The 12320-nt window shown below is 70.1% G+C and carries 13 protein-coding genes; 6 read left to right on the top strand and 7 right to left on the bottom strand.

What is annotated here, in order from left to right; translation table 11 throughout:
* Positions 1 to 126: 126 nt before the first annotated feature.
* The gene (locus ACFE65_RS04880; RefSeq protein ID WP_375381225.1) at positions 127 to 1416 is read left to right on the top strand and encodes an MFS transporter; all 1290 of its coding nucleotides are present in this window, start codon (positions 127 to 129) and stop codon (positions 1414 to 1416) included.
* A gap of 7 nt (positions 1417 to 1423) precedes the next feature.
* On the opposite strand, the gene ACFE65_RS04875 is transcribed toward ACFE65_RS04880, so the two are convergent.
* Positions 1424 to 1573 carry a hypothetical protein gene (locus tag ACFE65_RS04875; protein WP_375381224.1) on the bottom strand — a complete coding sequence of 50 codons (150 nt, stop codon included), beginning with the start codon at positions 1571 to 1573 and terminating at the stop codon, positions 1424 to 1426.
* Between the two features lie 111 nt (positions 1574 to 1684).
* Here ACFE65_RS04875 and ACFE65_RS04870 point away from each other — a divergent pair, with 111 nt between their 5' ends.
* Complete coding sequence (locus tag ACFE65_RS04870) at positions 1685 to 2455, top strand: tripartite tricarboxylate transporter TctB family protein (protein ID WP_375381223.1); 771 nt, start codon at positions 1685 to 1687, stop codon at positions 2453 to 2455.
* 376 nt (positions 2456 to 2831) lie between these two features.
* Here the strand turns inward: ACFE65_RS04870 and ACFE65_RS04865 are convergent, their stop codons facing one another.
* Both ACFE65_RS04865 and ACFE65_RS04860 read right to left on the bottom strand, forming a co-directional pair.
* Positions 2832 to 3665, bottom strand: coding sequence for a heavy metal-binding domain-containing protein (locus ACFE65_RS04865; protein ID WP_375381222.1), 834 nt, complete (start codon positions 3663 to 3665; stop codon positions 2832 to 2834).
* Positions 3665 to 4615 (bottom strand): heavy metal-binding domain-containing protein, encoded by a 951-nt coding sequence (locus ACFE65_RS04860; protein WP_375381221.1) that lies wholly within the window; start codon positions 4613 to 4615, stop codon positions 3665 to 3667. The genes ACFE65_RS04865 and ACFE65_RS04860 overlap by 1 nt, the downstream gene beginning before the upstream one ends.
* 109 nt (positions 4616 to 4724) lie before the next feature.
* On the opposite strand from ACFE65_RS04860, the gene ACFE65_RS04855 reads away from it, so the two are divergent.
* Both ACFE65_RS04855 and ACFE65_RS04850 read left to right on the top strand, forming a co-directional pair.
* Entirely contained in the window at positions 4725 to 5729 is a 1005-nt protein-coding gene (locus tag ACFE65_RS04855; protein WP_375381220.1) for an aspartate carbamoyltransferase catalytic subunit, read from the top strand.
* Positions 5726 to 6964 (top strand): amidohydrolase family protein, encoded by a 1239-nt coding sequence (locus ACFE65_RS04850; protein ID WP_375381219.1) that lies wholly within the window; start codon positions 5726 to 5728, stop codon positions 6962 to 6964. The genes ACFE65_RS04855 and ACFE65_RS04850 overlap by 4 nt, the downstream gene beginning before the upstream one ends.
* Positions 6965 to 6967: 3 nt before the next feature.
* On the opposite strand, the gene ACFE65_RS04845 is transcribed toward ACFE65_RS04850, so the two are convergent.
* From ACFE65_RS04845 to ACFE65_RS04835, 3 genes are read right to left on the bottom strand one after another with little or no spacing between them, the layout of a single operon-like run.
* Positions 6968 to 8224: a tetratricopeptide repeat protein gene (locus ACFE65_RS04845; protein WP_375381218.1), complete on the bottom strand. Its 1257-nt coding sequence runs from the start codon at positions 8222 to 8224 to the stop codon at positions 6968 to 6970.
* Positions 8221 to 8751 carry a hypothetical protein gene (locus tag ACFE65_RS04840; protein WP_375381217.1) on the bottom strand — a complete coding sequence of 177 codons (531 nt, stop codon included), beginning with the start codon at positions 8749 to 8751 and terminating at the stop codon, positions 8221 to 8223. The genes ACFE65_RS04845 and ACFE65_RS04840 overlap by 4 nt, the downstream gene beginning before the upstream one ends.
* Positions 8751 to 9455, bottom strand: a complete 705-nt coding sequence (locus ACFE65_RS04835) for an AAA family ATPase (RefSeq protein WP_375381216.1) — start codon at positions 9453 to 9455, stop codon at positions 8751 to 8753. The genes ACFE65_RS04840 and ACFE65_RS04835 overlap by 1 nt, the downstream gene beginning before the upstream one ends.
* Positions 9456 to 9613: 158 nt before the next feature.
* Here ACFE65_RS04835 and ACFE65_RS04830 point away from each other — a divergent pair, with 158 nt between their 5' ends.
* Positions 9614 to 10714, top strand: a complete 1101-nt coding sequence (locus tag ACFE65_RS04830; protein ID WP_375381215.1) for an SPOR domain-containing protein — start codon at positions 9614 to 9616, stop codon at positions 10712 to 10714.
* Here ACFE65_RS04830 and serB read toward each other — a convergent pair.
* Positions 10691 to 11590, bottom strand: coding sequence for a phosphoserine phosphatase SerB (serB, locus tag ACFE65_RS04825; RefSeq protein WP_375381214.1), 900 nt, complete (start codon positions 11588 to 11590; stop codon positions 10691 to 10693). The two genes, ACFE65_RS04830 and serB, sit on opposite strands and share 24 nt — an antisense overlap.
* Positions 11591 to 11712: 122 nt before the next feature.
* On the opposite strand from serB, the gene ACFE65_RS04820 reads away from it, so the two are divergent.
* On the top strand, positions 11713 to 12320 hold a 608-nt coding region (locus ACFE65_RS04820), incomplete at its 3' end, for a tRNA (adenosine(37)-N6)-dimethylallyltransferase (protein ID WP_375381213.1).

The following is a 12320-nucleotide window of genomic DNA, read 5'->3' as shown; positions in this document are numbered from 1 at the left end:
CAAGCGCCATGCATCGCGATCTGGCAGCCGCATCGCATGGCGATCGGGCGTTGGCGCGGGCGCCCGGCGCGGCTATGCCTGACGGATGACTGACAGGGTCTTCACGAACCGGATCCGCCGCCTGCCATGATCAATGCGTTGGGATTGCTGAGGAAACGCCGGTTCCTGCCGCTGTTCGGCACCCAGTTCCTGGGCGCGTTCAACGACAATCTGTTCAAGCAGGCGATGGTGCTGTTCGCGACCTATCGCATCTTCCACGATCCGCGCGCGGAGGCGAGCTTCAGCGCGTTGGCGTTCGGCATCTCGACATTGCCCTTCATCCTGCTGTCCGCGCTGGCGGGGCAGCTTGCCGACACGCTGGACAAGGCGTTCATCGTCCGGATCGTCAAGACGGCCGAGATCGGCATCATGCTGCTGGGCGCGACGGGGTTGCTGGTTGCCGAGCGCGGCCATGCGCATACCAGCCTGATCCTGATGCTGGGTGCGGTGTTCCTGCTCGGCGTCCATTCGACCTTCTTCGGCCCGATCAAATACGCGATCCTGCCGCAGCATCTGCACGAGGATGACGTGCTGGGCGGCACCGGCCTGGTCGAGGCTGGCACCTATCTGTCGATCCTGCTCGGCACGATATTGGCGGGCTGGATGCCGATCGAGGCGACCGCGATCCTGGTGCTGGCGGTCGCGGGCATCGGCTGGTTCACCGCCCGCGCGATCCCGGCAGCGCCGCGCATGGGACCTCGGTTGCGCGTCAATTTCAACCCGTTCACCTCGTCATGGCGGCTGATCCGCGCGACGCTGCACATCCCGCGACTGTTCCTGGCGATCTGCTCGATCAGCCTGTTCTGGACGATCGGCGCGGTGCTCATCATCATCTTCCCGCCGCTGGTGAAGAACGTGCTGACGACGACGCAGGAGGTGGCGAGCCTGTTCTTCGCCACGCTGTCGATCGGCATCGCGATCGGATCGGTGGTCATCAACACGCTGCTGAAGGGGCATATCTCCGCCCGCTATGCGCCCGCCTCGATCATCGCGATGGGGGTGTGCGTGATCGTCTTCTCGTTCGTCGTGCGGCTATGGGTGCCGGCGCCGGCGGGGCATCTATACGCCTGGAGCGAATTCATCGTGCAGCCGCGAGCGATCCCGGTGCTGGGCTCGCTGACCGCGATCGCGGTGTTCGGCGGCATGTTCGTCGTGCCGCTCTATGCGTTCCTGACGACCACGGTCGGCAAGGACCAGACGGCACGGACGGTGGCGGCGAACAACGTCGTCAACTCTGCCGCGATGGTCGCTGGCGCGGGCGCGGTGCTCGGGATCAGCTACCTGGGTGTCCGGTCGCAGGACATGCTGTTCCTGGTCGCCGCCATGTGCCTGGTCGCGGCCTGGCTCGCGCAGAAGCTGCACCGCGCCTGCCATTAAGGCGCGATCAGAAGATCAGCGTGTAGAAGCAAGTGAAAAAAGCGAAAAAGCTGAGCAGGAATAGCTTCCAGTCCTGATCCTCATTGGAGACGATGACGGGTTTGGGCGGCGGCAGCGAGGCGCGGAAAGGATGGCGGGCGGCTTCGTTGGTGAGCACTAGGTTCCTGGTCATGACGCCTGTTAACGCCGCGTCAGGATTTCGGACCATCGGCAACGCGGGGTCAAAACGGCACGTCCGGTTTTGGTACGGTGCCGAGAATCGTTGAGCATGGTCGTATCAGTCCCTAGGCTGGCGGCAAACCACGAGGGCGAGGCGATGGACGACGCGCTGGCAGAGGCGAACCAGGCACAGGCAATGATCCGCCGCGTCTCCCCGCAAGGCCGGGCGGAGGCGCGGCGGCTGCGCGAGATCAGGGCGCGGCGGACGCGCCGGCTGGCAATCCGGTGTGGCGCAGTCGCTATGACGGTAATCGCGGGTTATTATCTGCTCAGCGCCGCGATCGGCCCGTTCGGGCCGACCGGCTTCCCGATCGCGATAGCCTTCCTCCTGCTCGGCTGCGCGCTCGTCGCGATCCTCGGGCGCGAGAAGCGGACGGCCGAACCCGCCGTCGGCCCCGGCGACCTGCCGCTGCTCCCCGACCGTACCGAGGCCTGGATGGCGACCCAGCGCCCCGCCCTGCCCGCGCCGGCAGTGACGCTGCTCGACGCGATCGGCCTTCGGATCGCTGGCCTGCGCCCGCAATTGGCGTCGCTGGACGAGACCGGCGCACCGGCCGAGGAACTGCGCAAGCTGGTCGGCACCGAACTGCCCGGCCTGGTCGACCAGTATCGCGCGATCCCGGCGGGCCTGCGCGGCGAGGCACGCGACGACGGCGCCACGCCGGACGCGCGGCTGCTCCACGGACTGGCCGTCGTCGACCGCCAGCTGACCGACCTCACCCGCCGGATCGGCGCCGGCGCCGCCGACGGCCTGTCGACGCACGACCGATATCTGGAGGGAAAGTACGGGGACACTCCGGCGGGCGATTCGCTCTCCTGACGAAGTACGAACAGTCGGACGCGAGCGGACTTGCGATGTTGGAAATCGCGTGACAGCATGTTGCCGCTCTTTCCCATCGCCGCACTCACGCAACCCGCCAGATCGACGCGCGGCCGGCCCGTCGACATCGGCCGGACACCGCGTTTTGGTGTTACCTACTGTTACCTACTTTCGTCGACGCCCGCAAAAACACCGCGACCGTCGCCTCTTCCTCATCCTCCCCCGCCAGGGGGAGGGGGACCGCCGAAGGCGGTGGAGGGGGAGGCACCCCAAACGTCAGCCCTTCCGCCCCCTCCGTCCGGCTATGCCGGCCACCTCCCCCTGGCGGGGGAGGATCAGAAGCAAGCGTACCGCTTCGATCTCACCACTCCGCCTCCTACCCGTTGACCGACAGCACCAGCGCCGGATCGGGGATGTCGTCATGCTCATGGCCCGGGATGGGCACCACGGCCGTGCCGATCGAGAAGAACTCGATCACGTGGCTCGCCCAGCCGTGGCTGCCCTCGTGCAGGTCCGCGCCGACGACGCCCTCCGCCCCCGCCTGCGTCGCCTCGAGCTGCATCCGCTCCATCGCGATCTCGCGCGCCTCGTAGAGCGCGAGGCTGAAGTTCGTCAGCTCCACATTCTGCCCGACGCTGCCGAGCGATGCGAGCGGGCCGCGCCGGGCGACGTGATAGACGCAGCTTCCCATCACCATTTCGAGCGGGCGATAGCCGGCCTTGAGTAGCGTCCAGAAGTCCTGGCCCGACAGCGCGGAGGTGAACGGCTGGCCGTTCGGCCCCTTGAATGCCGTCTGACCGCCGGCGTGGACGATGCCGGTGCCGATCGCGACGAACTCCAGCACCTTGCTGTCCCATTCCAGCCGCTTCACCGTCAGCCGCACGCCGACGATGCCGTCCGCGCCCATGTTCGCGGCCTCCTGCCGCATCCGCTCCATCGCCAAAGCACGCGCCTCGTACATCGCGGTCGACAGCGTCTCCAGCTCGACGCTCGGCGACCAGCCGGCGAACTGGAAGCCCAGGTGATAGATGCACGATCCGACGCAAAGGCCCACCGGCTCGAATCCCGCCTTGCGGACCAGCAGGAACTCGTTGACCGTGAAGTCGGACGTGAAGATGCCGCCCGGGTGCCCCTCGCGCCGCAGCCCCTGCAATCGGGCCAGCGCATGCTGCGGGATCGCCCCCGCCTTCGTCGACAGATCGTCGCTCATCAGATCGCCCCTTCCGTATCGCCCAGATCGCCATAGCCGCTGTGCCGCGGGCCGTCGCTGCGTGCCAGCGGGCTCGGCCCGTCCACCATGTCTACCACCGGCTCGATCGCCATCGGCACGGGGGCGCCCGCCCGCGTGTCGACCACAGTGCCGATCACGATATGCCGGCCGAGATAGCGCGGCGGCTGCTTGTCGCGCTCCTGCCGGATCAGCTGGCCGAAGTGCGTGTGCGCGAGAACGCCGTTGCCCTGGCTCGCCGCCGCCTTGCGCAACTCGGCATGCGCGTCGCGGCGGATTCGCTCCCAGAACTGCGTCAGCTCGGGCAGCGCCTGCGAGCTCCACGAGTTGATCGCGCGGTTCGTCTGCCAGCCGGCACCCCAGCCGCCGCTCCCAAGACCGCTTCCCCATTGTGGTGGAAACCAGTCGTATTGGGCGCCGACCGCGATGCCGACGGGCACGATGTCCGCTTCCAGCAGCCGCACGAACTCCAGCGCAGGGACAGTCGCGACGGCGGGATCGGGGCTGGCGGGCAGGCCGTCGATGCGGACGGCGGTGCCGATCAGCGTGAAGTCCATGCTCGCGCCCATCCGATGGTTTAGCGTCCGCATCCGCACGTCCACCACCGCATTCGCGCCCGCCGCCCGCGCCTCCTGCCGCAACCGGTCGAGCGCGGTGTGCCAGCCGTGCGCATGACCCTCCGTCCAGCTCCAGCCATATTGGAACCAGCAAGTGCCCGACACCGTCGCGACAGGGCGGATGCCGTGGCTTTTCCCCAGCAGCAGCTCGGCCGGCGTCATTGTCGCGACCCAGGCCGCGCGCCCGGCCCGCGCCTCACCCAGGCGCTGCTGGACATGGGCGGGCAGCGTGCCGGCGGCGAGCGCCATACCCCATTCGCGATCGCGTGCGATCTGGGTGTCGCTTAGCCTCGACGATCGTGTGAACCAGCCCATTCGCCCGCTCCTGTGACGGCGACACCCTGCCGCAAGCCGCGGCGGTCCGCCAGTCCCCGCCAAGCGGTACATTGCCGGACGATGCGCCACGGGCTAGGCGCCGCCCTCGATGACCCGCTCGGACCACCGCCCCGGAACGATGATCGCGGGACGCGCCGTCTTCCCGCACCGGCACCTGACCGGCATCGCGGGCCTGGCGCCGCACGAGATCCGCTTCCTGCTCGACGAGGCGGAAGGATGGGTGGAGGCGAACCGCTCGCGCGGCCACGGCGGCGGGTCGGCGCCCGACAAGAGGCTGGCGGGCCTGACCGTCATCAACGCGTTCTTCGAGAACTCGACGCGGACATTGCTGTCGTTCGCTATCGCCGGCAAGCGGCTGGGCGCGGACGTGATCGATATGCACGGCTCGACCAGCTCGGTGAAGAAGGGTGAGACGCTGATCGACACGGCGCAGACGCTGAATGCGATGCGCGCCGACGCGATCGTGATCCGGCACGCAAGCTCCGGCGCGGTGCGGCTGATCGCCGACAAGGTGGACTGCCCCGTCATCAACGCGGGCGACGGGCGGCACGAGCATCCGACGCAGGCGCTGCTCGACGCGCTGACGATCCGGCGGCGGCGCGGCAGCGTCGCGGGGCAGCGGGTGGTGATCTGCGGCGACGTGCTGCACAGCCGGGTCGCGCGGTCGAACATCCTGGCGCTGTCGGCACTGGCCGCCGAGGTTCGGGTGTGTGCGCCCTCGACGCTGATGCCCGCCGCGATCGAACGGATGCGCGCGGAGCCGTTCAGCGACTTCGACCGTGCGCTCGACGGCGCGGACGTGGTGATGATGCTGCGGCTGCAGACCGAACGGATGGCGGGCGCCTACGTCCCCTCCCCACGCGAGTTCCACGCCCGCTACGGGCTGACGCCGGAGCGGTTGGCGCGCGCCAAGCCGGACGCGCTGGTGATGCACCCCGGACCCATGAACCGCGGTGTCGAGATCAGCTCGTCCGTCGCCGACGATCCGCTACGCTCGGCGATTACCGAGCAGGTGGAGATGGGCGTCGCGGTCCGCATGGCCTGCCTTGACGTGCTGACGAGGGCCGCGCGCGGGGTGGAGGGATGGGCGTGAGCGCGGGCTCGACTGTCGTCGCGTTCGTCAACGCGCGGCTGGTCTGTCCGGTCGGAGGCGTCCGCGAGGGGTCGCTGCTGGCCGTCGGCGGCGCGATCGCGGCGGCCGGGCCGGTCGAGGTGCCAGCCGACGCGCAGGTGGTCGATTGCCGGGGCAAGCTGCTCGCGCCCGGCATCGTCGACCTCGGCGTGTTCGCGATCGACCGCGCGGCGTGCCGGGCGGGCGGGATCACCCGCGTGGGGCTGATGCCGGACCAGTCACCGGTGCTGGACGGACCGGGCCTCGTCCAGCGCGCGGCACTGATCGGCAAGCCGGACCTGTGGATCCACCCGATCGCCGCCGCCACGCGCGGGCTCGCCGGCACCGAACTGGCGGAGGCGGCGATGTGCCGCGCTGCCGGGGCGCGGGCGTTGGGGACTGGCATCGGCTGGATCGCGGACGCGGGCGTGATGCGTCGCGTGCTCGCCTATGCGCGCGATCTCGACCTGGCGGTGATCGCGCACGGGGAGGACGGCGGCCTGGTGGGCGAGGCGGTGGCGACCGAGGGCGAGACGGCCACCCGTCTGGGCCTGCCCGCCGCGCCTGGGCTCGCCGAGGCGCTGGCGGTCGCGCGCGATCTGATGCTGACGGAGGAGACCGGCGCCCGGCTGCACATCCGGCAGGTGACCACCACGGCGGCGCTCGACTTGGTCCGCGCCGCCAAGCGCCGGGGTGTGCAGGTCACCTGCGGTGTGACGCCCGCGCATTTCCTGCTGTCGGATATCGCGGTCAGCGACTTCCGCACCTTCGCCCGCCTCTCGCCGCCGCTGCGCGACGAGGCGGACCGGGGCGCGGTGCTGGCGGCCATCGCCGACGGGACGATCGACGTCCTCGCCTCGGGCCACGACCCGCGCGGGCCGGAGGAGAAGCGGCTGCCGTTCGCCGATGCCAGCCCCGGCATGGCGGCCGCGGCTACCTTGCTCGCGCTCGCGCTGACGCTGGTGCGCGACGGGTTGGTGACGATCGACCGGCTCTTCGCGCTGCTCGCGGCCAACCCCGCGCGCGTGCTGGGGGTCGCGGCCGGCACGCTGGAGCCGGGCGCGCCGGCGGACCTGGTGCTGGTCGATCCCGACCGGCCCTGGCTGATCGACGCCGAAACGCTGCCCGGCCTTGCCGGCAACACGCCGTTCGATGGCCTGCCGGTTCAGGGTCGCGCGCTGCGACTGTGGAAGGGCGGACGGGAGATCGCAGGCTAGACGTCAGCGCGACGCGAACTGGACGTCCTTGCGCGCCCATTGCGCGATCTGGTCCCCGGCCGCGGACCGGACGAAGCAGGCGCCGCCCCGCGCGCGATAGCTTCGGCACATCGCATCCGCCTGGCCGCGCGAAAAGCCGCCCACCGACAGGCGATAGACCTGACCGGTATGTGCCCGAAACCCGGTGCCCTCCGGCATCAGCCCCCTGAGCGCCGCATCGCGTCGCAACGCCAGAGTCCAGCCGTTGCGCGCTATGCCCGCGGACTGGAACGCACCGATCTGGACAAACCACTTGCCGGTCGCGGCGTGGCGGACGGACGCGACGCGCGCCGGCTGGGGCGACGATGCCGCCAGAGCGACGTCATGATCCCCCGGCGCGGGCTTGGTGGACAGCGGCTCTGGCGTCGCGACGACCGGGCTGACCGGAACAGGGCTCGCCGCCACTTCGACGGGTGCGGCTTCCGGTGCGACCGCGACCGGGGCGTCTGCAACCTTGACAGGCTCGGCTCCGATCGACGCGGGGGCGACGAGCGCGAGCGCTACCGGCTGCCCCGCGTCGACTACCGGTACCACGCCGAGCAGCGAGGACACCTGATCGGCCGCGCCAGCGGGCCGGGCGAACGCAGCCCATTGCATCATCCGGCGATCAACATCGGCTGGAGCAAGATCGGTCGCGGCGACCATCTTGGCCTCCGCCCAATGACCGGCGAGCGCGAGGGCGAGGGCCAGGTTCTGACGCGTCTTGACGGTGGCGTCCGGCGACCGGACCGCCGCCGTCAACAGCTCCACCGCTCCGGAGGGATCGCCCGCCAGCGCCATCGCCAGGCCACGATCGGCAGCGGGTATGGTGGCCGCGTGGGCGTCCAGCGTCGTGCGCGCGCCGGCCCAGTCGCCCAGCCCGGTCTGCGCCAAAGCCAGGTTGAGCGCGGCCTTGCCGTTGTCGGGCTGAAGCCGCAGCACGTCCGCGAACGCCTGGCTCGCCGAGGTCAGGCGACCGGCCTTCAGATAGCTTTGCCCGAGCAGGAGGCGGTAATCGACCTGCTGCGGTCGGGCGGCGACGGCCTGCTCGGAAAGCCGCACGGCCTCGTCCGCGCGACCGCGCACCAGGGCCTTGCCGGCTTGATCGGCCGCGGTCGCCGCGACCTTCGGGCTCATGTCGCCGGCGGAGGCGACATGGTCACCGCCGCCCGCGCAACCCACCACCGAGCCGCCCAGCATCAGGGCGGACAGTGACAGCGAGACGATGGAGTGCTTGTTCATGAGCGGTTTCCCAATAGATCCGGCGTGGAGCATCGCCCGGCGAGTTCCTCCACCTCGGGCAGCGTGGACAGAAAGGCGTCGAGCGCTTCGGTGACGATGGCCTGCGCGGACCGATGCGTGACGGCGGCGGCCAGGCGCAGGCGCAAGTGACGATCGGCCGCCAGCCGGAGCGTGAAGGCAGCCTTGCCGGTGCGGGCGATATCGGGACGGGCGATGTCGGGGTGGATCAGGGCAACAAGTGCCGAGGCGGCGGGCTCCGACGGGACGATCCGGGCCACCTCGTCCAGCAGCACGGATCGTTCGACCAGGACGGGGGGCAGGTCCACGACCGGTCTCTCCTCTGAGGCGGGCAGTGCCGATGGCTCGGCTGCCGGTTCGGGGGCACCCATGTCGTTCCAGCCAAGATCGTCGACCGTCGGCACGATCGGTCCGGCGAACCCCTGCGGCCGCATCGCCGGACGCGCATGGCCCTTGCGGGCGAGGAGGCCCGACGACAGCGTCGCGATCGGCCGGATGCCGCCCAGCATCACGCCACCCCGCGCCGGCCGAACCCGCTGCCCGCGAACCGGCCCGCGGCCGAATTGGGCGCGGCGAAAACCGTGCGACGGAAGTTCTTCTCGAGCCGGTCGGCGACATAGACCCACAGCGCCGCGACCTCGGCGGCGGATTTGCCCTTCGGGTCCACCTCCATCACCGTGCGCCCGTCGATCATCGACGCGGCGAAGTCCGTGCGCTGGTGCAGCGTGATCGGCGCGACCGTGCCGTGCTGCGACAGCGCCACGGCGGCTTCCGAGGTGATCTTGGCCTTGGGGGTCGCTGCGTTGACGACGAACACCAGCGGCTTGCCGGCGCGCTCGCATAGATCAACCGTGGCACCGACGGCGCGCAGGTCGTGCGGGCTCGGGCGCGTGGGCACGACGATCAGCTCGGCGACCGCGATCACGCTCTGGATCGCCATGGTGATGGCGGGCGGCGTGTCGATCACCGCCATCTTGAAGCCCTGATGGCGCAGCGCCTCCAGATCGGCGGCGAGCCGCGCGACGGTGGTCTGGGCGAACGCCGGATACTCCGCCTCGCGCTCGTTCCACCAGTCGGCGAGCGAGCCTTGCGGATCGATATCGATCAGGACCACGGGACCCGCGCCCGCCGCCTGCGCCTGGACGGCGAGATGCCCGGACAAGGTCGTCTTGCCCGATCCCCCCTTCTGCGATGCCAAGGCCAGAACGCGCATGTGCCCCCGTGGTGTTATTCGATCGGCTGGGTCGCACGGGGGGCGCTAACATCGGGTTAACGCGTCGCCGTACCGCTCCGGGACTGAGGTGAACGCCGCCTTTGCCATTCGCGCGCGGACGCGTCATGATAAGGCCACGTGGCGAGGCGGGGACGGTCATGACGAGGACACGGATGATCTGGCGCTGGCTGGTGGCAGGAACGATGGCAACGGCCGCCGTCCCCGCGCTCGCCGACGTCAAGGCGGGCGTCGACGCCTGGAACCGGGGCGACTATGCGCGCGCCGTCGCCGAGTGGCGCGGCCCCGCTCTCGCGGGCGATCCCGACGCCGAATACAACATGGGGCAAGCGTACAAGCTGGGGCGCGGGGTCCCGGCCGATCTTACTCAAGCCGAGTCCTGGTATGAGAAGGCGGCTGCGCAGGGGCACACGATGGCGCAGGACAATCTCGGGCTCGCGCTGTTCCAGGACGGCCACGCGGCCGACGCGCTGCCGTGGCTGGAGAAATCGGTCGCCCGCGACGAGAGGCGTGCCGAGCTCGTGTTGGGCGACATGCTGTTCAACGGCGACGCGGTGCCCAAGGACTGGGTCCGCGCCTATGGGCTGGTCAATCGTTCGTCGCAGCAGGGGCTGCCGCAGGCGTCGCAGACACTCGCCCAGATGGATGGTTATCTCAGCCCCGAACAGCGCCAGCAGGGTATCGCGCTCGCGACCCGCATCGCCGACCAGGGCCGATCGGCGCAGATGGCGGCGCTCGCGACCCCGTCGGCCGTGCGCGGCGTCGGTGGCCCGATCGGACAACTCCCGGCTCCCGCCCACGCCATAACCACCCCTCGCATTGACCGGCCAGCACCAGGCTCGATCGCGACGGCCGATCTGCCGCCCTCGTCCGCATCGAAGCGCCTGTCGCCGCCCGGAACACATGGTATGCCGCTGACCGATGCAGGACCGGCGCCTGCCGTGGTGGTCCAGCCAAAGCCGGAGCGGCACACTGCTGCGGCAACCCTGCCACATGACAAGCCGCTCCATCCTCGCCTGGCGGTGGCGACGGGCGGACGTTGGCGGGTGCAGCTCGGCGCGTTCCGAGACGAGGGCAATGCGCATGCGCTATGGGCCAAGGTCGCCGGGCGCGTCGGTGGGCAGCCCAGCTATGCCAAGGCGGGCGGGGTCACGCGGCTCCAGGCCGGTCCGTTCGCTACCAGGGCCGATGCCGAGCGCGCCTGCCATGCCGCTGAGTCAAGCTGTGTCGTGGTGCCCTGACTGCACCCAGTCGGCGCGTGGGATGCCCTGCGCGTAGAGGAGCGCGGTTAGGTCGCAATGGTCGATCCGCGCCGCGGCGCTGGCGGCGACCACCGGCTTGGCATGGAAGGCGACGCCCAGTCCGGCCAGACGGATCATGTCGAGGTCGTTCGCGCCGTCACCCACCGCCAGCGTCGCATCGTCGCCCAGGCCTAGCCGCGTCCGTTCCTCGATCAGCGTCGCGCGCTTCGTGGCGGCGTCGACGATCGGCTTGGCGACCGTGCCGGTCAGCCGGCCGTCGGCGATCTCCAGCCGGTTGGCGATCACCCGATCGAAGCCGAGCTTCCGCCCGACCGGTTCGGCGAAGCGGGTGAAGCCGCCCGACACGAGCACGGTGTACGCGCCCCGCGCGCGCATGGTGCCCACCAGCTCGGCCGCGCCCGGCATCAGGTGCACACGCTCGGCGAGGCAGCGATCGATCGCCCGCTCGTCCAGCCCGGCGAGCAGCGCCACCCGCGCATCGAGCGCACCTGCGAAACCGAGCTCGCCCCGCATTGCCGCCTCGGTGATCGCGGCGATCTGCGGCTTGATCCCGGCGTAATCGGCGAGCTCGTCGAGACACTCCACCGTGATCATGGTGGAATCCATGTCGGCAACGAGCAGCTTCTTCTCGCGACACCCGGAGGGCTGAACGACCACGTCGACACCTTCAGCCAACCTGTGCAATTCGCTACAGGCGGTCGTCAGCCCCCACTGGAAGGGGATATCGGCGGCTTGTCCGTACTCAATCCAGCTAAATGGATCGGGACCGCAGCCAGCTTGCAGCAGACGACTGCCTGCCGCGAGCACCAGTTCTTTGGGGAGGGCTCCCGCTGCTACAAGCGTTGCGATGAACATGGCCGAGACATTATCCCCAAAGACCCGTTTGTGTTGAGCTTGTCGAAACACGCGCTACCGCCTCGAACGAAGGCGCGAGTGGCACGTCCTTCGACAAGCTCAGCACGGACGGGGATAAGAGCGTGACACTCCCTCCCCTCGTCGTCATCGCAGGGCCGACCGCGAGCGGCAAGTCCGCGTTGGCGCTGGCGCTGGCCGAGCAGCACCGCGGCACGATCATCAACGCCGACGCGAGCCAGGTTTATCGCGACCTGCGCGTCCTGACCGCGCGGCCGTCGCCCGAGGAGGAGGCCCGCGTACCGCACCGGCTGTTCGGCTATGTGGACGGTGCCTGCTCCTCCAACGCCGCCGGTTGGGCGGCCGATGCGACGCTGGCGATCGAGGAGACGTGGGCGGCCGATCGCCTGCCGATCCTCGTCGGGGGCACCGGGCTCTACCTGCGCACGTTGCTCGACGGCATCGCGCCGGTCCCGCCGATCGATCCCGCGATCCGCGCTGCCGTCCGCGCCTTGTCCGTCGCCGACGCTCACGAGGCGCTCGGGCGGGAGGACCCGGGGGCGGCAGCCCGTCTGGCGTCCGCCGACACGACAAGGGTCGCGCGTGCGCTGGAGGTCGTCCGGTCCACCGCTAGGCCGCTGGCGGCATGGCAGTTCGAGCGGCGCGGCGGCATCGTTGACCAGGTCTGCCTGACGCCGCTGATCCTGCTGCCGGACCGCGTCGAGCTCACCCG

The organism is uncultured Sphingomonas sp. (assembly GCF_964237335.1).
In the GTDB taxonomy this organism is placed as follows: Bacteria; Pseudomonadota; Alphaproteobacteria; order Sphingomonadales; family Sphingomonadaceae; genus Sphingomonas.
The sequence above is the reverse complement of the archived record's forward strand: the minus strand, read 5'-3'. Positions and strand labels throughout refer to the sequence as shown.

Coding starts and splice junctions, on each gene's coding strand:
- ACFE65_RS04845 (WP_375381218.1), bottom strand. CDS start 8,224: ATGAACAAGCACTCCATCGTCTCGCTGTCACTGTCCGCCCTGATGCTG.
- ACFE65_RS04880 (WP_375381225.1), top strand. CDS start 127: ATGATCAATGCGTTGGGATTGCTGAGGAAACGCCGGTTCCTGCCGCTG.
- ACFE65_RS04865 (WP_375381222.1), bottom strand. CDS start 3,665: ATGAGCGACGATCTGTCGACGAAGGCGGGGGCGATCCCGCAGCATGCG.
- ACFE65_RS04835 (WP_375381216.1), bottom strand. CDS start 9,455: ATGCGCGTTCTGGCCTTGGCATCGCAGAAGGGGGGATCGGGCAAGACG.
- ACFE65_RS04870 (WP_375381223.1), top strand. CDS start 1,685: ATGGTCGTATCAGTCCCTAGGCTGGCGGCAAACCACGAGGGCGAGGCG.
- ACFE65_RS04830 (WP_375381215.1), top strand. CDS start 9,614: ATGACGAGGACACGGATGATCTGGCGCTGGCTGGTGGCAGGAACGATG.
- serB (WP_375381214.1), bottom strand. CDS start 11,590: ATGTTCATCGCAACGCTTGTAGCAGCGGGAGCCCTCCCCAAAGAACTG.
- ACFE65_RS04855 (WP_375381220.1), top strand. CDS start 4,725: ATGACCCGCTCGGACCACCGCCCCGGAACGATGATCGCGGGACGCGCC.
- ACFE65_RS04860 (WP_375381221.1), bottom strand. CDS start 4,615: ATGGGCTGGTTCACACGATCGTCGAGGCTAAGCGACACCCAGATCGCA.
- ACFE65_RS04840 (WP_375381217.1), bottom strand. CDS start 8,751: ATGCTGGGCGGCATCCGGCCGATCGCGACGCTGTCGTCGGGCCTCCTC.